The organism is Neorhizobium sp. DAR64862/K0K3 (assembly GCF_050500185.1).
Lineage (GTDB): Bacteria > Pseudomonadota > Alphaproteobacteria > Rhizobiales > Rhizobiaceae > Neorhizobium > Neorhizobium soli.
Map to the genome: position 1 here is coordinate 2,670,984 of NZ_CP191449.1, position 20,031 is coordinate 2,691,014.

Here is a 20,031-nt window from a genome sequence, read left to right on the forward strand (position 1 = left end):
CAAAAGGAGATTGCCGATGCTTCCGGACGTGCTGAGACAAGGACTGCGAATTCCCGTCGTGGCGTCGCCGCTGTTCATCATCTCGCATCCGGCACTGACCTTGGCGCAGTGCAAGGCCGGCGTGATCGGCGCCTTCCCTGCCCTCAATGCTCGCCCGGAAAGCCAGCTGGACGAATGGCTTGCCATGATGACCGAGGATCTTGCCACCTATAATGCAGCCAATCCCGATAGGCCGGCCGCACCGTTCGCCGTCAACCAGATCGTCCATACATCCAACAGGCGGCTGGAACACGATCTGACGATGTGCGTGAAATACAAGGTGCCGATCGTCATCTCCTCGCTCGGCGCAGTGCCGGAAGTGAATGCAGCCGTGCATTCCTATGGCGGCATCGTGCTGCATGACGTCATCAACAACCGGCATGCGACGTCCGCGATCCGCAAGGGTGCCGATGGGCTGATTGCTGTCGCAACCGGTGCCGGCGGTCATGCGGGGACGCTGTCGCCCTTCGCGCTTGTCCAGGAAATCCGCGAGTGGTTCGACGGGCCGCTCCTGCTGGCCGGCTCGATCGCCACCGGCGGCGGCATCTTGGCGGCGCAGGCGATGGGGGCCGACATGGCCTATATCGGCTCACCCTTCATCGCCACGCACGAGGCGCGCGCGGTTGACGGCTACAAGCAGATGATCGTTGAATCCTCCGCTTCCGATATCGTCTATTCCAACTATTTCACCGGCATCCACGGCAACTACCTGAAGGGCTCGGTGACGGCGATGGGGCTCGACCCGGACGCGCTTCCGAGCGCCGATCCGACCAAGATGGATTTCGACACGGCGGTGAGCGGCCCGAAGGCCTGGAAAGACATCTGGGGCGCCGGCCAGGGCGTCGGCGCCGTCAAATCAGTGACCTCAGTCGAGGATCTGGTCGGCCGCTTGGAGCGCGAATATGCAGACGCGCGCACAAGGCTCGCCCTCTGATAGTCCAAGGAGTGCATCGATAAAATTTCACGCCAATCGAAAACCGGCTTGAAATCACGCCCCATTGCCTGTATCAGCGCCTTCACTCGCAGAAGGCAACACCTTGCGCTGCGTAGGCCGCTTTAGCTCAGGTGGTAGAGCACATCATTCGTAATGATGGGGTCAGAGGTTCGAGTCCTCTAAGCGGCACCATTTTTCCCAATACCTCTCATCTCACCACCCCCTCACATCCGCCCCGATGCCTGCAAATCGCGTTCGGCGCGTTCAAGTGCGCTGGTGTTGAGGACCTTGCGCTGGAGGGCGACCGCGACGGCGCGCATGCGGAGGTTGAACCAGCCTTCGCTGCCTTCGTGGTTGCGGCCGCATGATTCGTAGACATCGAGTTTTTCGTAGAGCTGCTGCAGACGGTTCTGGACGCTGCGGAGCGACAGGTGCTTGCGGTGGGCGATCGCCTTGTCGGTGAGGCCGAGCGCGACGTCGATGAGGATTTCGTATTCGACATCGCTGAGGCCGAGCGAATTGCCGAGGCTTTTCTGCTGGATGCCGCGCACTTCGCGGTCAATCACGCATTGGGATTCCATGAAGACGCTGCGCAGCGCCAGCTTCAACCGGTCTTCGGATGCGGATTTGAGGACATAGCCGTAGGTCGCGCCCTCGGGCACGATGCGCGAGACGCCCCGCACATAGGCCTCGTCGGAATAGTTCGACCAGAACAGGATTTTCGTATCGGGACGTTCGCGCCAGATGGTGCGCGCCGCTTCGATGCCGTTGCGCTCGCTCATCTGCAGGTCCATCACCACGTGCTCGATGCGCGAGGAGCGCGCCTGTGCTTCGCCGATGAGGCCGTTTTCGGCCTCCACAACGCTACGGCACTCGGGAAGGGCCGCACGCACCGCCTCGTGGAGATAGGAGCGGTGAAGCGCGTCGTCCTCGATGATCAGGACATCCATCATCATCCTATCTCCGCTCCCGTCTTCGGTTGTATCGGAAGGGTCAGCCGCACGAGCGTGCCGCGATCTTTGGCGCTGGTGATCTCGAACCTTGCGGAGATCAGCCGCGCGCGGGTCTTCATGTTGTCGATGCCGTGACCGGCGCGGTTTTCAGGCGCGCCGATGCCGCTGCCGTCGTCCTTGACCTCGATCGAAAGGGCCCTGCCCGCCTGCGTCAGCGCCACGTCGATCCGGTCTGCCTGGCCATGGCGGATGGCGTTGTTGACCGCTTCCTGGACGATCCGGAACAGGGCGATTGCGACCGTCGGATCGAGATCGCGAAGCGTGCCGCCGGTCTCGTCGGTCATCTCCCAGGCGATCGTCTGGCCGCTTTCGCGCACCGACCGCTCCAGATGGTTCTCGATCGCCTCGGCGACGCCGAACAGTTGCAGCACGGTGGGCTTGGCTTCCTCGATGATCTCGCGGAGATCGTGCATGCATTGCTGCATGGCGCGGCAGAGCGGCTCCAGCGCATCGCCCGGCACGCTCGCAACACCCGTCAGCTTCTCCATGCGGCGCGTCAGCCGGGTGAGATCGGCGAGCGTCTGGTCATGAAGATCCATGCCGATCCGCTGGCGCTCTGCCTCCAGGGCCTCGGTGAGTTTCAGGGCGCCGAGCCGCAAGCCCTCTTCGCGGGCGCTGGCTTCGGTCTGGATCACGGCCGAGCGCTTGGCCTGTTCGGCGGCCCGCAGCGCGAAGAAATAGGGGGCGAGCAGGTCGGCCACCGCGCGTGCGTTCTCGACATCCTCCATCGTGTAGCAGTCATACTGCCGGCTGGAACAGCTGAGCGCGCCGATCACGTCGCCCTGGGCTTTGAGCGGAACATGGAGACGGCTTTTGAGCGACAGCTCGATGATGGGGCTCGCAAAGGCGCCGTCGAAATGGAAGCGCGGATCGGTCAGGGCATTGCCCGAGAGAAGATAGTCCACCTCGCCAGCCAGCAGCGTGCGGATCGGACTGCCGGTCAGAAGTGCGGGCGGCTCCTTGCTCCAGGCGGTATCGAGGCCGCTTTCGTAGGCAATATGGTATTTTCCATCCAGCATCTTGATGCAGACATCGAGATGGTCGTGCGGGATGATATGGCTGATCTCCTCGCCCACGGCCTTGATGATCGCATCGAAATCGAGCTGGCCTGCCAGCAATCTCGAGATGCCGAGATAGCGGTCGAACAGAGAGTTGCGCGCCGGATTGAGCATGATCAGGCCTCCTCCCAGGCCTTGGCGACATTAAGCGCCAGCTTTTCGGTTGCGTCCTGCGGGAACCCGCAGACTTTGCGCGAAAGCCCGCAGAAAGCGTGCTTGGATGCGCCTGTACAACATTAGAAAACTCCTCCATTCTCGATTTACTGAGCAAAAGGGGCTCAGGGCAATCATTATCTCCGGACACCCGTTGAGGAGCGGCCGGGGATATAGAGGGAGCTTTTGGGAGGAAATCATGAATATCAGAACGATGCTTGCGGCATCCGTTGCCGTCGCGTGCCTGTGTGGTCCGGCGCTTGCCGATACCTCATCCAAGAAGATCGCGCTTTCCAACAATTATGCCGGCAATTCCTGGCGACAGGCGATGCTGACGAGCTGGGACAAAATCACCAAGGAAGCCGTTTCCAATGGCGTGGTCGCAGCTGCTGATCCGTTTACCACGGCCGAAAACCAGGCGACCGAACAGGCCGCCCAGATCCAGAACATGATCCTGCAGGGTTATGATGCGATCGTCATCAATGCCGCGTCGCCGACCGCACTCAACGGCGCCGTCAAGGAAGCCTGCGACGCCGGCATCACCGTCGTGTCCTTCGACGGTATCGTGACTGAACCCTGCGCATGGCGCATCGCGGTTGACTTCAAGAAGATGGGCGAGAGCCAGGTCGACTATCTCGCGAAGAAGCTGCCGAAGGGCGGCAATCTTCTCGAAATCCGCGGCCTTGCCGGCGTTTCCGTGGACGACCAGATCCATGCAGGCATCCAGGCAGGCGTTGCCAAGCACACCCAGTTCAAGGTGGTCGGCTCTGTCAACGGCGACTGGGCGCAGGACGTGGCCCAGCGTGCGGTTGCCGGCATCCTGCCGAGCCTTCCGGACGTAGTTGGCGTGGTGACACAGGGCGGCGACGGGTATGGTGCGGCACAGGCATTTGCCGCCGCCAAGCGCCCGACGCCGACGATCGTGATGGGTAACCGCGAAGACGAACTCGTTTGGTGGAAGCAGCAGAAGGACAAGGACGGTTACGAGACCATGTCGGTCTCGATCGCGCCTGGCGTCTCGACGCTTGCCTTCTGGGTGGCCCAGCAGATCCTCGACGGCAAGGAGGTCAAGAAAGACCTCGTCGTGCCGTTCCTCAGCATCGACCAGGCGGGCCTCGAAGAAAGCCTGAAGACCACCCAGAAGGGTGGCGTGGCGAATGTCGAATATTCGCTGGCAGACGCCAAAAAGGTGATCGACGCCAAGTAGCGTCGCCTCCCGCGTGCCGGGCCGCGAGGGCTTCGACCTCTCGCGACCCGGCATGATTTCCCATTCAAAAAACAGACTGCGATCTGCATGAGCGAAACCTTGAACCGACAAGAGGTTGTGGCCGCGCGCGGCGTCCGTGTGACTTTCGGAGCCGTGAAGGCGCTTGATGGCGCCGACCTCGTGATCCACGCGGGCGAATGCGTCGGGCTGGTCGGCCATAACGGTGCCGGCAAATCCACCATCGTCAATGTCATCAATGGCGGCTTATCTCCCCATGAAGGCTCGCTCCGCTACAGCGGCAACGATGTGCGGGGCATTTCGGCTGCGCGTGCCAACGGCGTGCGCTGCGTATTCCAGGAACTGTCGCTCTGCCCGAACCTGACGGTCGGCGAAAACGCCCGCATCATGCATGCGGAGCTGAAGGGCTGGAACTGGCGCGGCCGGGCGCTTTCGCTGGTCGAAACCCAGCTGAAGGACATCTTTCCCGGCCATGCGATCGATTGCGACAGCACGGTCGACGACCTCTCGATCGCCGAACGGCAGATGGTGGAGATCGCCATCAGCTTTGCCGGCATCTCGGCGCCGCCGAAGCTGGTCATTCTGGATGAGCCGACGTCATCGCTCGATGCCGGACTTGCGGCACAGCTGATGGCCTATATCCGCAAATTCGTCTCCGCCGGCGGGTCGGTGCTGCTGATCTCGCATATTCTCGGCGAAATCCTCACCACCTCCGACCGCATCGTTGTGATGAAGGATGGACGCGTGGTGGCAGACCGCGCCGCTTCAAAATTCAATAACCGCAGCCTTGTCGAGGCGATGGGCAATGTGGTGCGCGAACAGGAGCTGTCGCGCAAAGCGGTTGCAAAGTCGGGCGCTCCGGTGCTTTCGATGCCGGCGCGGCGTGGGCACGGGCATGGACAGGCCAAGGCCCTGCCGTTCGAAGCCTATCGCGGCGAGATGATAGGGCTTGCCGGTCTCGGCGGCCATGGCCAGACCCAGGCGCTGCTCGATCTCTATCTGGCCCGTAACAGCAACTGGTTTCCAACAAAGAAGCGCGACATCGCCTTCGTCGCCGGCGACCGAAGCTTGAATGGTACGTTCCCGCTCTGGAGCATTCTTAAGAACCTGTCGCTCGCTTCGCTCGACCAGCTGTCGTCGAAGCGGATGATCGACGGTGACCGCGAGACTGCGCTCGGCGAAGGCTGGAAGAAGCGGATCGAGATTCGCACGCCCGACATGGGCAACCGCATCCTGTCGCTTTCCGGCGGCAACCAGCAGAAGGTTCTGTTTGCGCGGGCACTCGCGACCACCGCAGATATCGTGCTGATGGACGATCCGATGCGCGGCGTCGATATCGGCACCAAGCAGGAAGTTTATGAAATTCTGCGCTCGGAGGCCGCCAACGGCCGGACATTCATCTGGTACTCGACAGAGATGGACGAAATCCGGCTCTGCGACCGGGTCTATGTGTTTCGCGAGGGCGCGATCGTCGCCGAACTTGTCGGAGAGGAGATCAGCGAGAAGAGCGTGCTTTCTGCCTCGTTTTCGCAGGGAGAAGCGGCATGAAGATCTCGTCCGGCACCATTCGCCTGATCATTCCCGCCGCATCGCTGGTGCTGCTGCTGGCGGCCGTCTTCTACATGCAGCCGCGCGCCATGAGCTATAACGGCCTCAACCTGCTGTTCAATCTGGCGGTGCCGATCGCGCTTGCGACCATCGCCCAGATGCTGATCATGTCCGTCAACGACCTCGACCTATCGATGGGCACGTTTGTGAGCTTCTGCGCCTGTGTCGCCGCAACGCTTTTGCAGACCTCGCCGGCACTCGGCATCCTGATCCTGCTCGGAGCGATCGCGACCTATGCCGTCATCGGCGTCGTCATCCATCTGCGCGAACTGCCGTCGATCGTCGTTACGCTCGGGATGAGTTTTGTCTGGGGCGGGCTTGCGGTGCTGATCCTCCCCTCGCCTGGCGGTACGGCACCGGGTTTTGCGCGATGGATCATGACCGCCAAGCCGCCGCTCGTGCCGATGGCGATCGTTGCCAGCATCCTCATCGCCGCCGTCACCCATTATATCGTGATGCGCTCGTCGTTCGGGGTTCTGATGCGCGGCGTCGGCGGCAACGACCGTTCGGTCGAACGGGCCGGCTGGTCCGTGATCGGCATCCGTGCCGGAACCTACGCGCTGGCCGGGCTGTTTGCCGTGCTTGCCGGTATCGCGCTGGTGGGGCTTACCACCTCTGCCGATGCCAATATCGCGCTGCGCTACACGCTGTTGTCGATCGCGGGCGTCATCCTTGGTGGCGGCGAGTTCGTCGGCGGCAAGGTGTCGCCGATCGGGGCCGTCATCGGGGCGCTGACGCTGACGCTTGCCGGGTCTTTCCTGTCCTTCATGCGGATTTCGCCGGACTGGCAGATCGGCGCGCAAGGGGCGATCCTGATCGTCGTGCTTGCCCTTCGCCTTGCCCTCAACCGTCTCGAAAAGCGGGAGAAGAGCCAATGACCATGCAACGTCTTCTCGTCGCCAAGCCGTGGATCTGGTCGTTTGCAGCGACTGCCGTCGTCTGGATCATCACCGTTCTCTTTACCGGCGGGGCAAGCTCGTTCGGCCTGTCGCAGGCAGCGCTGACCTTTGCCGCCTTTTCCGTCATCGTCGGCATCGGCCAGATGTTCGTGATTACGCTTGGGCCGGGCAATATCGATCTGTCCGTGCCGGCGACGATGACGCTATCAGGCACGCTTGCCCTGAAGCTGATGGACGTACAGGACGGCATGATCGTCGTCGGGCTTTTAGCATCCGTCGGCATCGGGCTCGTCGTCGGGCTGGGCAATTACATCCTGATCAAGCTCTTGCGCATTCCGCCGATCATCGCGACGCTGTCGATGAGTTTCATCGTTCAGTCGGTGGCGATCTGGAGCAATCGCGGCCTGCGCATCAAGCCGCCGGAAACGCTGGCGGAATTTGCCACATCCGGCCTGCTCGGCATTCCCAATGTGGCGCTGGTGGCGTTGATCCTGTCGGCCGTAGCATGGGTGCTTCTGGAAAAGTCGATCTACGGGCGCTGGATCTCGGCGATCGGCCAGAGCACGTTTGCGGCCCGCATGACCGGCATTCCCGTCGATGGAACCCGGCTTGTCACCTATATGCTGTGCGCGGTTCTCGCGTCCGTCTGCGGTTATCTGCTGGCGAGCTTTTCCGGAGGTGCTGCGCTCAACATGGGCTCGGAATACCTGCTGATGTCGATTGCCGTCGTGGTCATCGGCGGCACGGCGGTGGCGGGTGGAAATTCGAACATACCGGGCATCTGGGGCGCCTCGCTGTTCATGTTCCTGGTGGTGTCGATGCTCAACACCTATGGCTTCGGCGCCGGTGTGCGCCTCATCCTCACCGGCACGATCATCATCGCCGTCATTCTTCTCGCCGGCGGTCGGCAATCGAGCCGATAGATTTTAAATACTTCAGACACATTCAACCGGACGCAATGCCATGTCGCAGACATCTTCACCTTACGAAATCCACGACGACCGCTTCCGGCACCTGATCGTCCCGAGTTCAGGCCTGGAAGAACTCTATTCGGACTGCCGCTGGGCGGAGGGGCCTGTGTGGTTTTCCGATCTGCAATGCCTGATCTGGAGCGACATTCCCAACCAGCGGATGCTGCGCTGGGTCAAAGATGGCGGCGTTTCGGTGTTTCGCACGCCTTCCAATTTCACCAACGGCAATACCCGCGACCGGCAGGGGCGGCTTGTCTCGTGCGAGCACGGTGGCCGCCGCGTGACACGCACGGAGATCGACGGCTCGATCACCGTGCTTGCCGACAGCTACGAGGGCAAGCGGCTGAATTCGCCCAATGACGTGGTGGTGCGCTCGGATGGAAGCGTCTGGTTCACCGACCCGACCTATGGCATCAAATCCGATTACGAGGGTTTTCGGGCAGAGCCTGAACAGGCGACCCGCAACGTCTATCGGCTGGATCCGGAAACCGGCGAGATCGACGCGGTGGTGACTGATTTCGGCCAGCCCAACGGGCTCGCCTTCTCGCCGGACGAAAAGATCCTCTATGTGGCCGACTCATCGTCGAGCCATGACCCGTCCGCGCCGCGTCATATCCGCGCCTTCGATGTCGTGGACGGCAGGCAGCTCAAAAACAGCCGGGTATTTTGCGATATCGACAACGGTCTGGCGGACGGGTTCCGCGTCGATGTCGACGGAAATGTCTGGACGAGCGCCGGAGACGGGGTGCATTGCTTCGGTCCCGACGGCAAGCTTTTGGGGAAAATCCTGCTGCCGCAGACGGCAGCGAACCTCACGTTCGGCGGCCCGCGGCGCAACCAGTTGTTCATCACGGCAACGAAATCGCTCTATGCAATCTTCCTTGCGACGACAGGTGCTGGCCTTAGCTAAGCAAGTGTAAAATTAGCAAAACGCAATCCATGGTGAGGCAAGCTTCGGTTATTATTCAACAACCCGTCGCTCACCGCCAAGGAGCGTCACTCGGGAGGATTGGCTACCCGCCGTAGGCGGTCCTCCCGTCATTCACGCGTCACGCGATACCAGTCACGCGCTCCGCGAAAAATCAGCCAGCCGATACGTCCGCATCCTGTTCTGCAAACATCATCTGCAGTTCCATCTGGACGGCATGCATGAACAGTGCGGCCTGCCTTGAGATTTCCTGGTCGTCAGCGCCGCGCTGGCGCATGGACCGTGCAAATTCCGCCATTTCCGTTCTCCAGAACTGGTTGGCGGCGTGGCCATGAAGATCACTCAGGGTTTCAGCACATCGTCTGACATCACCAGTGCGTCGATCGGCCGGGAATTGTAAGAGCGTCATTTCAACTCCGTAAATACCGGGCGAATCGCCCGTACTGAGCGAAACAATGAGCTTTACTCCTTCACAAAAGCTGAACGAGGTTCGCGGAGGTGCGTTCCCAAACCTCGCGAAATCGTTAATATATTAGTTTTTCTAGATATTCGGCGATTGCCATCGACGATGTCAGCCCGGGCGACTCTATTCCGTAGAGCGCCGCATACCCCGGATGACCCGTCTGCTTCGGTCCCTGAATGATGAAATCTCCCCCGCCGCCTCCCTTGGGACCGACGACCTTGGGGCGGATGCCGGAATAGGCGGGAACAAGCGTGCCATCGGCAAGGCCCGGCCAGTAACGGCGGATGGCGGAATAGAACTTCTGCGATCGATCGGGATCGACGTCATAGTCGACCCTCTCCACCCATTCGACGTCAGGGCCGAACCGTGCCTGACCGGCCATGTCCAGCGTCAGATGCACGCCGAGCCCGCCGGGTTCCGGCACCGGATAGATCAGCCGTTGCGCCGGCGCGCGTGCGGACAGCGAGAAATAGGATCCCTTGGCATAATGGCGTTCGGGGATGGTCGTGGGGTTGAGACCTTCGAGACCGGCGGAGATGCCCCACGCGCCGAGGCCCGCCGCATTGACGACCAGCTTTGCGTCGACATCAACCGGATCGGCTCCACCGACCGACAGGCGCACCGAATCGTCCCGCAAGGTGCCGCCAAGAACCGGAGAGTTGAGGACGATGCTGCCGCCGTGGTTCTCGATATCGGCGATATAGGCTTCCATCAGCCGGTGGCTGTCGATGATGCCGGTCGAGGGCGAAAGCAGCGCCTTGAAGCCGCGGATCTGCGGCTCCATAGCGGCCAGTTCCGCGCCGTCGATCAGCCGGCAATCCTCGACGCCATTGGCCGTTGCCTGCTTCAGAAGTTTCTCGAGGTAGGCGACCTCTGTCTCGCTGGAAGCAACGACGAGCTTGCCGCAGCGCCGGTGGGGAATGCCGCGCTCCTCGCAGTACTGGTAGAGACTGTGTTTGCCGGCGACCGACAGTGACGCCTTGAGACTGCCTGTCGCGTAATAGAGTCCGGCATGGATGACTTCGCTGTTGCGGGCGGAGGTAATGCTGCCGGTCAGTGATTCGGCCTCGAGCACGATCACCTCGCGGCCGGAGAGCGCAAGGCGACGCGCGATCGCCAGCCCCACCACACCGCCGCCGATGACGACGCAATCGAGCTCCAGTATTTCCGCCATGCCCACTCTCGCAGTTTCCGCCTTCCACGCGGCATGACGGATGTTATACGAGAAATCCGGTGAGGCCAGAGGAGGAAAGCCAGTGCTGAAGATCGTATTCCTGGATCGCGACACGATCGGCCCTTCGGTAACGATCACAAGGCCGGGGTTTGCGCATGAGTGGATCGAATACGGCAAGACGCCTGAAGATGACGTCGCAGCGCGCATTGCCGATGCCGATATCGTCATCACCAACAAGGCGCCGGTGCGTGCCGCCTCGATCGCGCAGGCATCGCGGCTGAAGATGATTGCGGTCGCCGCCACAGGTTATGACGTGATCGATCTGGCAGCGGCAAAGGAGCGCGACATCGTCGTTTCGAACGTGCGCGGTTATGCGGTCAACACGGTTCCGGAGCATACATTCGCGCTGATCTTTGCGCTGCGCCGCTCGATCATCGGCTTCCGTCAAGACGTGATCGATGGCGAATGGCAGAGGGCGAACCAGTTCTGTTTCTTCAACCATCCGATCAAGGATCTTGCCGGCTCGACGCTCGGCATTTTCGGCGGCGGGACGCTGGGCAAATCCGTGGCACGGATCGGCGAAGCGCTGGGCATGACCCCGCTGTTTGCCGCTCGCAAGGGATCGACGGAGGTTGCGCCGAGCTATACGGCGTTCAACGAGGTGCTCGAGCGCGCCGATATCATCACGTTTCATATGCCGCTGACGCCCGAGACCCGCGACATGATCGGCATCGCGGAATTCCGGCGGATGACGCGCAAGCCGCTGGTCATCAACACGGCGCGCGGCGGGCTGGTGAACGAGGCCGACCTGGTGACGGCACTGAATGAAGGGCTGATCGGCGGGGCGGGCTTCGACGTGCTGACGAAGGAGCCTCCGGCACCGGACAATCCGCTGCTTGCCGTTCTCGACCGGCCGAACGTGATCGTCACGCCGCATGTCGCCTGGGCAAGCGACGAGGCGATGCAATCGCTCTGGGCACAGGTCATCGACCATGTAGAGAATTTTGAGAAAGGCGCACCCTCCAACGTTCTGTAGACAGTGTCGGTGGGTGGAGGTCTTGATAAATGCAGCGAACGGAAGCCGTCACGCGTCGGAGCCTTGCGGAAACAACGATGGAGGATGCAGCCGCCGCCTTCACCGAAGGATTTCGCGGCTATGTGGTGAAATTCACGATTTCGCCTGAGGCGTTCTCTTTGCGCATGGCGCGTGAAGATGTCGACCCTGAAGCAAGCGAAGTGTTTTTCGACGGTGACAAGCCCGCCGGGACCCTGCTGATTGCGCGACGGGGGAAACGGTCGCGCGTCAGTGCGCTCGGCATCGGCCCGACGATCCGCGGTCAGGGCCTCGGGACCCGCGTCATGACGGATGCGATTGCCGCTGCAAGGGCACGGGGCGATGCGGAGCTTATCCTCGAAGTCATCGATTCCAATATCCGTGCTCGCGATCTCTATCGGTCTCTCGGCTTCGAGTTGTCCCGCAAGCAGGTCGGCTTCAGCCGCAGCCGGACACGACCGGTGCCGGAGGTTCCGCCCGCGGCCGAATGCGAATATATGGAAGCGGCCGCAATGCTGTCCCGGTTTGCGGATGCAAACCCAACTTGGCAGACCGATCCGGACTGTTTTCGCCATCCCGGGTCACCGCTCATAAGTTTTTCGATCGGGACGAAGGCTGTCGCTTTGCTTGATGATACGAAGGATGACGTGCGGATCTATGGTTTCGCGGTCGATCCGGCGGAAAGGCGCAAGGGTCTCGGCCGCGCCTTGGCCGACAGCCTCGCGGCGCGCTATCTTGGTCGCAGGCTTTATACGGCGGAGAATATTGCAGGTGGGTTGCTTGATCCCTTCATGCGCCGCATCGGATGGCGACGCAGCCGGCTGACGCAGTCCGAGATGGTGCTGAGGCTGGATTGATCGGAAACCCAAAAAGGCCCCGCACGCGGCGAGGCCCTTCGATCAAAAATAGCTTATTGAGCGACTACATCCAGTATGGCGGGACGCCGTAGTAGTCGTAAACCGACTTGTCCCTCGCGCTGTAGAAGCTGTCGTCGTCGATATCTTTGTAGCGCGGCGCGCCGGAGATCTGGTCCTTGGTAAGGTCGATCCGGTAACCGTCCAACTCCTCGTCGTAGTGAAGCTTTTCCCAAGGCAGCGGATAGTAATCGTCGCCAATGCCAAGGAAGCCACCGAAGCTCAGGACGGCGTAGGCAACGCGGCCACCCTTTTTCTCCAGCAGAATTCGCGCAATCGAGCCGATCCGCTTGCCATCGGCGCCGTAAACTGCGGTGCCTTCGACCTTGTCGCTGGCAATCAGCGAAACGGTATCCTTGACATAGGGGTCCTGCCCCGCACGCGGTTCATGATGCATCATAACGCAACTCCTTTTTGTCGTGTCGTTATGGTTGAAAAACGGCTTGCGGCCGTGGAGGTTCCGCACTTTGCGTCCAAAAGCTTGTCGAGTATCAAGTCTCGGCACATTGACGCTTACGTCAAAGTTAGATAGCAATTCACGATAGGTTGCGCTGGTCTGTTGGGGCTGACGCATGGCATAATCATCGACGATGGCCGGCGGAGGAGGAAGCCGCCAGCCAGCTGCGCCTGATGCGCGCAGATCGATATGGGAGGAGACGCAGATGAGCGAATTGTCCAAGCAGCCCGCCACAGCGAGGGAAAAGATCTGGCTTGCCAGCTACCCGCCCGGCGTTCCCCCCGAAATCCCACCCCTGGCACATGCTTCGCTCGGCGCTCTATTCGAAAATAGCTGCGCCCGTTATGCCGATCGCCCGGCCTTTTCGAGCATGGGCAAGGCCATCACCTTTCGCGAGCTTGAAGCCGAGAGCCGCAAGATCGGCGCCTGGCTGCAATCGACGGGCTTGCAAAAGGGAGACCGGGTGGCGGTGATGCTGCCGAACATCCTGCAGAACCCTGTCGTTGTCTACGGCATCCTTCGGGCAGGCTATACGGTCGTCAACGTCAACCCGCTCTACACACCGCGCGAACTGCAATACCAGCTGGAGGATTCGGGTGCCAAGGCGCTCTTCGTACTGGAAAACTTCGCCCATACGGTAGAACAGTCGCTTGCTGGCACCGATGTGAAGCATGTGGTCGTAGCAACGATGGGCGACATGCTGGGCCTCAAGGGCCATATCGTCAATCTCGTCGTGCGAAAGGTGAAGAAGCTCGTTCCGAACTGGTCGTTACCCTCGGCGACAAGCTTCAAGCAGGTTCTCTCCGACGGATCGGGCAAAACCCTGACGCCGCAGGATGTGGGACCACAGGATGTCGCGTTCCTGCAATATACGGGCGGCACGACGGGTGTTTCCAAGGGCGCGATCCTGACGCACGCCAATCTTCTTTCCAACGCATCGCAGATGGGCCTGTGGCTGGACACCGCCTTCCTGACAAAGCCGCGTCCGCCGCAATTGCAGTTCCTATGCGCGCTACCCCTCTACCACATTTTCGCGCTGACGGTGAATTCGCTGATGGGGGTTGCGACCGGCAGCCACAATATCCTGATTGCCAATCCGCGCGATATCCCGGCCTTCGTCAAGGATCTGCAGAAATACAAGATCCACGTCTTCCCCGGGCTCAACACGCTGTTTAATGCGCTGATGAACAATGCCGATTTCCAGAAGCTGGACTTTTCGGCGCTGCTGCTTGTGTTCGGCGGTGGCATGTCGGTGCAGCGGCCGGTCGCCGAGCGCTGGCTTGAGATGACCGGTTGCCCGATTACCGAAGGCTACGGCCTGTCCGAGACGTCGCCGGTCGCCACCGCCAACCGGATGGATGTCCAGGGATTCACCGGCATGATTGGCTTGCCGATCTCGTCTACCGATATCTCGATCCGCGACGACGACGGGCTGGAGGTCGAACTCGGCGGCGTCGGCGAAATCTGCATCCACGGCCCGCAGGTGATGGCCGGATACTGGAACCGGCCGGACGAGACGGAGAAGGCGATGACCCCGGACGGATTCTTCCGCACCGGCGACATGGGCTACATGGACGCTGCCGGCTATATCAAGATCGTCGATCGCAAGAAGGACATGATCCTTGTCTCCGGCTTCAACGTCTATCCGAACGAGGTTGAGGAAGTCGTGGCGAGCCATCCGGGCGTGCTGGAATGCGCAGCAGTTGGCGTCAAGGACGAACATTCCGGCGAGGCGGTCAAGGTGTTCGTCGTGCGCCGGGATCCGGAACTGACCGAGGCCAATATCAAGGCGCACTGCATTGCCAACCTGACAAACTACAAGCGCCCTCGCTTTATCGAGTTCCGCGACGCGCTGCCGAAAACGAATGTCGGAAAAATTCTGCGGCGCGAGCTTCGGCAATAGCCATTCGTTGCGCTGCTGCGACAAGCGCTGCCCAACTGCCCCCCGTCCGAGGAGAGATCACCCGTTTGAGGTGGACCTTGGACGCCTGCTCCGTTAGCCGTTGAGGATAATTAACTTTTTGGCATGTGGAGTTCGCTTGGATAGAAGCGCTGGACCCTTTCGTTGCATCGTCATTGCTGCGCTCTTGGCAGCCGCCCTTTCGGGCTGCGCCGGGCGGCCTGAAGGCGTGCTCGTTCCAGCCGCGGCAGGGGCTGCGGAAACCAAGGGCATATCCAAGGTAGACGTTCTCGTCGCCACCACCCGCCGACCCTCCGAGACGCCGGGCGTGCTGTTTTCCGGAGAGCGCGACAAGACCCCGAGCGTGACCGAAATCAGCGTCTCGATACCACCCGATTCCGTCCGCAAGATCGGCGAGGTCCAGTGGCCGAAAAAGATCGTGGCGGATCCGACCAAGGAATTTGCGACGCTTTCGGTCACGCCGCTCTCGCCGCAGCGTGCCAGTGAGTGGCTGCGCGGCAACCTGCCGAAAAGCCGACGGGTAATGGTGTTCGTGCACGGGTTCAACAACCGCTACGACGACGCCGTCTACCGTTTTGCCCAGATCGTCCACGACAGCGGAACCGATGTGGCACCGGTCCTCTTCACATGGCCTTCGCGCGGCAGCATCTTCGCCTATAACTACGACAAGGAAAGCACCAACTATTCCCGCGACGCGCTGGAAGACATGCTGAGCCGGCTTTCCAAGGATTCCCAGGTCAGCGAAGTGACGATCATGGCGCATTCCATGGGCTCATGGCTGACAGTCGAGGCGCTGCGCCAGATGGCGATCCGCGACGGTCGCGTGGCACCGAAGATCACCAACGTCATCCTTGCCTCGCCGGATCTCGATGTCGACGTGTTCACCAACCAGTTCTCGGCGCTTGGTCCCAAGCATCCGAAATTCACGTTGTTCGTTTCGCGCGATGACCGTGCGCTCAATCTGTCGCGACGGATTTCGGGCAATATCGATCGGCTCGGGCAGGTCGATCCGACCGTCGAACCCTATCGTACCGAATTCGAGAAGGCCGGTATTACCGTGCTCGATCTGACGGCGCTGAAGGGGAATGATCCGCTCAACCACGGCAAGTTTGCCTCAAGCCCGGATGTCGTGAAGCTGATCGGCAACCGTCTGATCGCCGGCCAGGAAGTGACCGACAGCGATGTCGGACTTGGCGAGCGTCTGGGTGCTGTGGCACTTGGCACGGCGCAGACGGTCGGCAGTGCGGCAAGCGTTGCCGTCTCAACACCGATCTCGATCTTCGACCCGCGCACGCGGCGCAACTACGCCGAACAGGTAGATCGCTTCGGCCGCGCCATCGGCAACACGGCCGAAAGTGCCATCGTTCCGTAAGGCCAGAAGTCCAGGCACGCAGCGAACATCGCGCGCAGCGCTTGATTTGAACGCGAAAGCGAATAGGTTCCCACGCATCCATCCGAATGCGAGGAACGTCCATGCAGACCATCGTCAAAGAGCTGAAATCCACTGCCGAAAAGACAAATGCCACGGATATCCGCGAGGCTTTTGCTGCTGATCCCGGCCGGTTCGGGAAATTCAGCGTCAGCTTTGATGACCTCATCATGGATTATTCCAAGACTGCGGTGAACGACGACATCCTCGCTTTGTTCGAGACGCTGGCCGAAGCTGCCGGTGTTGCGAAAAAGCGCGATGAGATGTTTTCGGGCGTCGCCATCAACTTCACGGAAGACCGGGCCGTTCTTCACACCGCCCTGCGCAACCGTTCCAACACGCCTGTTATGGTCGATGGCCGGGACGTGATGCCGGATGTCAACGCCGTGCTTGCGGCGATGGGCAAATTTTCAGACGGCATTCGCTCCGGCAGCCTGAAGGGCGCAACGGGCAAGGCGATCACCGACGTCGTCAATATCGGCATCGGCGGCTCCGATCTCGGCCCGGTCATGGCAACGCTGGCTCTTGCACCTTTCCATGACGGCCCGCGCGCGCATTTCGTTTCCAATGTCGATGGCGCCCATATTGCCGACACGCTGAAGCATCTCGACGCCGAAACGACGCTATTTATCGTCGCCTCGAAAACCTTCACGACGATCGAGACGATGACCAATGCCGCCACGGCCCGCAAGTTCATCGCCGACAAGCTGGGTGACGATGCGGTGAAGCATCATTTCTGCGCGGTCTCGACGGCGCTCGACAAGGTTGCCGCCTTCGGCATCGACCAGGACCGGGTGTTCGGCTTCTGGGACTGGGTCGGCGGTCGCTATTCGATCTGGTCGGCGATCGGCCTGCCGCTGATGCTTGCCGTCGGTCCGGAGAATTTCGGTAAGTTTCTCGATGGTGCACATGCGATGGACACCCATTTCCGCACGGCGCCGACCGCGCAGAACCTGCCGATGCTGCTCGGCCTGATCGGCTTTTATCACCGCAACGTGCTGGATTACCCGACCCGCGCGATCCTGCCCTACGACCAGCGGCTGCTGCGCTTTCCGGCCTATCTGCAGCAGCTGGACATGGAATCGAACGGCAAGGGCGTGACGATCGACGGCACCCCGGTCGAGGGCAATTCCGGCCCGGTCGTCTGGGGCGAACCCGGCACCAATGGCCAGCACGCCTTCTACCAGCTGATCCACCAGGGCACGAGCGTCATCCCGGCCGAATTCATGATTGCAAAGACAGGCTTCGAGCCGGAACTGCGCCACCAGCACGATCTGCTGATCGCCAATTGCCTGGCGCAGTCCGCGGCCCTGATGAAAGGCCGGACACTGGATGAGGCCAAGGCGCAGCTGGCAAAGGCCGGCATGGACGACGCGAAGGCCAGCCACATCGCGCCGCATCGGGTGTTCACCGGCAACCGCCCGTCGATCACCTTCGTGTACGAGAAGCTGACGCCGTTTGCGCTCGGCCGGCTGATTGCGCTCTACGAGCACCGGGTCTTTGTCGAAGGCGTGCTGTTCCGCATCAATTCCTTCGACCAGTGGGGCGTGGAGCTTGGCAAGGAACTGGCGACAGGTCTTTTGCCCGTCGTGCAGGGCAAGGCCGCCGCTGACGACCAGGACGGCTCGACGCAAGGTCTCGTGAAGGCATTGATTGGCTGAGACGCCTTAGGATGAGCCGGGTTCGCCCGGCTCATCCTTGATACCACGGAAGCGCATGCCGGACTCGTCGTGATTGGCGATCCGAGCAACCAATAGCTCCTCACCGAGTTTGTGAAGGCGCGGACATTTTTGCCGTTGCAGGCGAAACGCCCAAAGTCTGACCAGGAGCCAAGACAATGCAATCGATCGTCTTCATACAGCCGCTCGTCGCGCTCATCGCGGGGATTGTCATCCTTCTGATGCCGCGCATTCTGAATTACGTGGTGGCGCTCTATCTGATCTTCATCGGCGTTACTGGCCTTTGGCCCAATGTGATGCAAAACATCCCGATGCCAAATTAAGCCTGTCCTGCCGCTGCCTCGTTCTTCAACGAGGACAGCTGGCAGGCGACACGGTCCTTGTCAGAGCCCGATCTCGTGGGCAAACGGCGGGTTCGCCCCTGCTCGCGAGACGGTGACTGCCGCAGCCTTGGCACCGAGTGCCAGAAGCGCTGCGATTTGATCTTCGGATAGGCTTGCGACCTGTGCCTTGGTGAGCAGGTTCTGCATTTTCAGCGAGGCCAGCACACCAGCGTCGAACGTATCACCGGCGCCGACCGTATCGACGACCGTCACCTTTTCGCTCGGCACTGTAACCTTGTGATTGGCGGTGTAACCGACCGCACCATCGGCGCCGCGGGTGACGACGACGAGCTTTGCGCCGTGATGCAGCCAGTGGCGGGCAAGCGTATCCTCATCGCCTTCGAGGCCGAACCAGGCCAGGTCTTCGTCGGAAAACTTGACGATATCAGACATCGCCGCCATGCGGTTGATGCGGGCCAGATGCGAGGCCTTGTCCTTGATGAAGCCGGGGCGGATGTTCGGATCGAGAGAGATGACGCGCTCGCCCTGCTCGCGGGCCATCAGTGCCTCGTAGGTCGAGCCGCACGGTTCCGGGATGAGGCTGATCGCGCCGAAATGCAGGGCTTCGCAATCGTCGCCGATCGCCGGCAGGTCGGCCTCGGTGATCATGCGGCCGGCCGTCCCCTCGTCATAGAAGGCGTAGGTGGCATGGCCATCGACCAGCTTGACGAAGGCAATGGTGGACGGGCGGGCGGTGATGGCGCAGTAGCTGAAATCGACATTGCTGCCGCGCAGCGTCTCGCGCAGCACATCGCCCATCATGTCGTCGGCAAGGCCTGTGAAGAAGCCCGTGTCCACGCCGAGGCGCCCGAGCGCGATGGCCGTATTGAAAATGGCGCCACCGGCATAGGGCGCAAAGCCCTTTTCGCCAAGCGTGGTTTCACGCGGAAGCATGTCGATAAGAGCTTCGCCGCAGCACAGGATCATGGTTTTCCTCCCAAGGAATTTGCCTGTTTTCGACAGGAATAAGCGAGCTTTTGTCCGTTGACCAGAGCAAAAGCTCGCGTTCCGCGAATGCTTAGCGCGGCAGTTCGCTGATGCCGCCGTTGCGGGCCGACCATGCCAGCGGGGCATCGAGAAATGCCTCGACTTCCGACAGCGTGTTCTCGTCGAACAGCTTCTGGTCGCGGGCGACCGAAAGCACGTTGCGCCATGTGGCAATGTGGTGGAACTGCACCTTGCCATCGGCAAAACGCAGCGCGCCCTCGTCGAAGATACCGTAGTAGAACAGGGCCATGCCATGATCGACGACGCCGCCGGCAGCGCGGATGGCATCGATGAACTTGAACATCGAACCGCCGGCCGTGGTCAGATCCTCGATCACGAGGACGCGTGAACCTTCGGGCAGGTTACCCTCGATCTGGGCGTTGCGGCCATGGCCCTTGGGCTGCTTGCGCACATAGATCATCGGCAGCGCCAGGCGGTCTGCCAGAAGGGCAGCGAACGGAATGCCGGCGGTCTCGCCGCCTGCGATGCAATCGAATTTCTCAAAGCCGGCGTCACGCAGAAGCGTCGACACGGCGAAATCCATGATGGTGGAGCGGATGCGCGGGTAGGACAGCAGCTTGCGGCAATCGATATAGACCGGGCTCATCATGCCTGAGGCAAACTTGTAGTGCTTTTCGGCATTGAAATGCACCGCACCGATTTCCCACAGCATCTTGGCCATGAGTTCGGCCATAACGCCCCGGTCCGGAAATGTGGTCTGAATCATGCGCCCGCTCCTTTG

General features: G+C 61.1%; 19 protein-coding genes and 1 tRNA gene. 13 read left to right on the plus strand and 7 right to left on the minus strand.

The features are described 5' to 3' along the window. The first annotated feature begins 16 nt into the window (after window positions 1–16). Both ACQY1L_RS12910 and ACQY1L_RS12915 read left to right on the plus strand, forming a co-directional pair. Window positions 17–973 (plus strand): NAD(P)H-dependent flavin oxidoreductase, encoded by a 957-nt coding sequence (locus ACQY1L_RS12910; protein ID WP_430241075.1) that lies wholly within the window; start codon window positions 17–19, stop codon window positions 971–973. A 116-nt stretch (window positions 974–1,089) separates the two neighbouring features. Beyond that, a tRNA-Thr gene (locus ACQY1L_RS12915) sits at window positions 1,090–1,165 on the plus strand. Window positions 1,166–1,197: 32 nt separating this feature from the next. On the opposite strand, the gene ACQY1L_RS12920 is transcribed toward ACQY1L_RS12915, so the two are convergent. Both ACQY1L_RS12920 and ACQY1L_RS12925 read right to left on the minus strand, forming a co-directional pair. Next, the gene (locus ACQY1L_RS12920; protein WP_062580135.1) at window positions 1,198–1,923 is read right to left on the minus strand and encodes a response regulator transcription factor; all 726 of its coding nucleotides are present in this window, start codon (window positions 1,921–1,923) and stop codon (window positions 1,198–1,200) included. 2 nt (window positions 1,924–1,925) lie between these two features. Beyond that, entirely contained in the window at window positions 1,926–3,158 is a 1,233-nt protein-coding gene (locus ACQY1L_RS12925) for a GAF domain-containing sensor histidine kinase (protein WP_430241077.1), read from the minus strand. Between the two features lie 238 nt (window positions 3,159–3,396). Here ACQY1L_RS12925 and ACQY1L_RS12930 point away from each other — a divergent pair, with 238 nt between their 5' ends. The 5 genes from ACQY1L_RS12930 to ACQY1L_RS12950 all read left to right on the plus strand — a co-directional run bounded on the left by ACQY1L_RS12930 (window position 3,397) and on the right by ACQY1L_RS12950 (window position 8,810). After that, entirely contained in the window at window positions 3,397–4,404 is a 1,008-nt protein-coding gene (locus ACQY1L_RS12930; protein WP_062453953.1) for a substrate-binding domain-containing protein, read from the plus strand. An 87-nt stretch (window positions 4,405–4,491) separates the two neighbouring features. Further along, window positions 4,492–5,970, plus strand: coding sequence for a sugar ABC transporter ATP-binding protein (locus ACQY1L_RS12935; RefSeq protein ID WP_430241079.1), 1,479 nt, complete (start codon window positions 4,492–4,494; stop codon window positions 5,968–5,970). Continuing rightward, on the plus strand, window positions 5,967–6,908 hold the full coding sequence (locus ACQY1L_RS12940; RefSeq protein ID WP_062578936.1) for an ABC transporter permease: 942 nt from the start codon (window positions 5,967–5,969) through the stop codon (window positions 6,906–6,908). The genes ACQY1L_RS12935 and ACQY1L_RS12940 overlap by 4 nt, the downstream gene beginning before the upstream one ends. Continuing rightward, complete coding sequence (locus ACQY1L_RS12945; RefSeq protein ID WP_113109430.1) at window positions 6,905–7,852, plus strand: ABC transporter permease; 948 nt, start codon at window positions 6,905–6,907, stop codon at window positions 7,850–7,852. Before ACQY1L_RS12940 ends, ACQY1L_RS12945 begins: the two co-directional genes overlap by 4 nt. A gap of 40 nt (window positions 7,853–7,892) precedes the next feature. Beyond that, complete coding sequence (locus tag ACQY1L_RS12950; protein ID WP_430241082.1) at window positions 7,893–8,810, plus strand: SMP-30/gluconolactonase/LRE family protein; 918 nt, start codon at window positions 7,893–7,895, stop codon at window positions 8,808–8,810. A 172-nt stretch (window positions 8,811–8,982) separates the two neighbouring features. On the opposite strand, the gene ACQY1L_RS12955 is transcribed toward ACQY1L_RS12950, so the two are convergent. Both ACQY1L_RS12955 and ACQY1L_RS12960 read right to left on the minus strand, forming a co-directional pair. Continuing rightward, on the minus strand, window positions 8,983–9,237 hold the full coding sequence (locus ACQY1L_RS12955) for a DUF6074 family protein (RefSeq protein ID WP_062453958.1): 255 nt from the start codon (window positions 9,235–9,237) through the stop codon (window positions 8,983–8,985). Between the two features lie 115 nt (window positions 9,238–9,352). Next, the gene (locus tag ACQY1L_RS12960) at window positions 9,353–10,465 is read right to left on the minus strand and encodes an NAD(P)/FAD-dependent oxidoreductase (RefSeq protein ID WP_430241083.1); all 1,113 of its coding nucleotides are present in this window, start codon (window positions 10,463–10,465) and stop codon (window positions 9,353–9,355) included. An 85-nt stretch (window positions 10,466–10,550) separates the two neighbouring features. On the opposite strand from ACQY1L_RS12960, the gene ACQY1L_RS12965 reads away from it, so the two are divergent. Continuing rightward, window positions 10,551–11,501 (plus strand): D-2-hydroxyacid dehydrogenase, encoded by a 951-nt coding sequence (locus ACQY1L_RS12965; protein WP_430243953.1) that lies wholly within the window; start codon window positions 10,551–10,553, stop codon window positions 11,499–11,501. Window positions 11,502–11,530: 29 nt separating this feature from the next. Beyond that, the gene (locus tag ACQY1L_RS12970; protein WP_430261869.1) at window positions 11,531–12,376 is read left to right on the plus strand and encodes a GNAT family N-acetyltransferase; all 846 of its coding nucleotides are present in this window, start codon (window positions 11,531–11,533) and stop codon (window positions 12,374–12,376) included. 64 nt (window positions 12,377–12,440) lie between these two features. Here the strand turns inward: ACQY1L_RS12970 and ACQY1L_RS12975 are convergent, their stop codons facing one another. Continuing rightward, window positions 12,441–12,833 carry a PRC-barrel domain-containing protein gene (locus tag ACQY1L_RS12975; RefSeq protein ID WP_113167380.1) on the minus strand — a complete coding sequence of 131 codons (393 nt, stop codon included), beginning with the start codon at window positions 12,831–12,833 and terminating at the stop codon, window positions 12,441–12,443. Window positions 12,834–13,095: 262 nt separating this feature from the next. Here ACQY1L_RS12975 and ACQY1L_RS12980 point away from each other — a divergent pair, with 262 nt between their 5' ends. The 4 genes from ACQY1L_RS12980 (at window position 13,096) to ACQY1L_RS12995 (ending at window position 18,242) form a co-directional block, all read left to right on the plus strand. Further along, a complete protein-coding gene (locus ACQY1L_RS12980; RefSeq protein WP_062453962.1) occupies window positions 13,096–14,793 on the plus strand; it encodes a long-chain-fatty-acid--CoA ligase in 1,698 nt (565 codons plus the stop codon). Window positions 14,794–14,929: 136 nt separating this feature from the next. Next, window positions 14,930–16,183 carry an alpha/beta hydrolase gene (locus ACQY1L_RS12985; protein ID WP_192087583.1) on the plus strand — a complete coding sequence of 418 codons (1,254 nt, stop codon included), beginning with the start codon at window positions 14,930–14,932 and terminating at the stop codon, window positions 16,181–16,183. A gap of 101 nt (window positions 16,184–16,284) precedes the next feature. Then, complete coding sequence (pgi, locus tag ACQY1L_RS12990; protein WP_430241089.1) at window positions 16,285–17,901, plus strand: glucose-6-phosphate isomerase; 1,617 nt, start codon at window positions 16,285–16,287, stop codon at window positions 17,899–17,901. Window positions 17,902–18,077: 176 nt separating this feature from the next. Then, complete coding sequence (locus ACQY1L_RS12995) at window positions 18,078–18,242, plus strand: DUF3096 domain-containing protein (protein WP_082471821.1); 165 nt, start codon at window positions 18,078–18,080, stop codon at window positions 18,240–18,242. A 60-nt stretch (window positions 18,243–18,302) separates the two neighbouring features. Here ACQY1L_RS12995 and ACQY1L_RS13000 read toward each other — a convergent pair whose 3' ends face one another. Together ACQY1L_RS13000 and ACQY1L_RS13005 are read right to left on the minus strand one after the other, a co-directional pair. Then, window positions 18,303–19,229: a carbohydrate kinase family protein gene (locus ACQY1L_RS13000; protein ID WP_430241091.1), complete on the minus strand. Its 927-nt coding sequence runs from the start codon at window positions 19,227–19,229 to the stop codon at window positions 18,303–18,305. Window positions 19,230–19,320: 91 nt separating this feature from the next. Continuing rightward, window positions 19,321–20,016 carry an orotate phosphoribosyltransferase gene (locus tag ACQY1L_RS13005; RefSeq protein WP_430241093.1) on the minus strand — a complete coding sequence of 232 codons (696 nt, stop codon included), beginning with the start codon at window positions 20,014–20,016 and terminating at the stop codon, window positions 19,321–19,323. Window positions 20,017–20,031: the final 15 nt, after the last annotated feature.